Origin of the sequence: Bacillus sp. JJ1474 (assembly GCF_036965225.1) — a bacterium.
Taxonomy (GTDB): Bacteria; Bacillota; Bacilli; order Bacillales; family Cytobacillaceae; genus Cytobacillus.
On the sequence record NZ_JBALPC010000339.1, the window covers coordinates 1 to 1,008 of the forward strand.

Annotated in this window: 2 protein-coding genes; both read left to right on the plus strand. The window is 34.4% G+C overall.

Annotated features, from left to right (window positions below):
- A partial coding sequence (locus tag V7164_RS25520) for a LysE family translocator (RefSeq protein ID WP_335355637.1) occupies nucleotides 1–472 on the plus strand: 472 nt, incomplete at its 5' end.
- A gap of 20 nt (nucleotides 473–492) precedes the next feature.
- The coding region (locus V7164_RS25525) for an AraC family ligand binding domain-containing protein (protein WP_335355638.1) at nucleotides 493–1,008 on the plus strand (516 nt) is incomplete at its 3' end.

Consider the following 1,008-nt stretch of genomic DNA (forward strand, 5'->3'; position numbering starts at 1 on the left):
AATGGAATATACGTACGGAGCAACGATTGCTTTTGGTTTATTACTTGGTATATCTGCGATGTTGAATGCGGTGCTGATAACTGTTATTCCAAAAATTTTAATAGGTATGCAGATTATCGGAACGATATATATGCTATATCTCTCTTATCAAATCTATAAAATGGATACATCAGAATCAACGGAAAACAACACTGGAACTTTTACTACCGGCTTTCTTATGCAGTTTTTAAATCCAAAGGTAGTCATATTTACATTGACAGTTATACCTAGCTTTGTTTTGCCCTACTATACCGATATGCCTGCCGTTACAATAAGTGTTATCGTCATAACGATCATTGGCTTTTTAGCATTTATTTCTTGGGTTCTTTTCGGTGCTATCCTCAAGAAGTTTTTACAAAAGCATACAAGGATGGTTAATGTAATCATGGCTCTAGGTTTAGTTTATGCTACAATCATGATATGGGTAGGGTAGTGTTTAAAGAGGTGAATAAAGTGGATAAATTTATCTATAAAAAAGCAGCAGGTATTACAGCTTTGTCGGCTAGTTTCACTGATTTTAAGTATAAAAAGCACTACCATAAGGAGTATGCAATTGGTGTAACATTGCGTGGTATTCAACATTATAATTTGGAAGGTAGTTTACAATTATCGTATCCGAATGGTGTGATGATTTTTAATCCAGAGCAGGCACATGACGGAATGGCACACGATGAGACAGGCCTTGATTATGTGATGCTATATATTGATCCACAATTGCTTTTAGAGGCTTCAGGAAAAAAGGATATTGTAGGTTTCGAGGCCCCGGTTGTGTATGATTATTCACTTGAGCAAAGAGTGTTAAGTCTAACTAATGCAATATTAAATGAAAAAGATAATGCGTTATGTAGTGAACTATTCATATCCCTCACAGATAGTCTTATTCAAACAAATCTTTCAACTAATTTGAAGAAAGATAATACGTTTATTAGATTAGCAAAAGATATGCTTCGTTCTGATTTAGGGAATGTT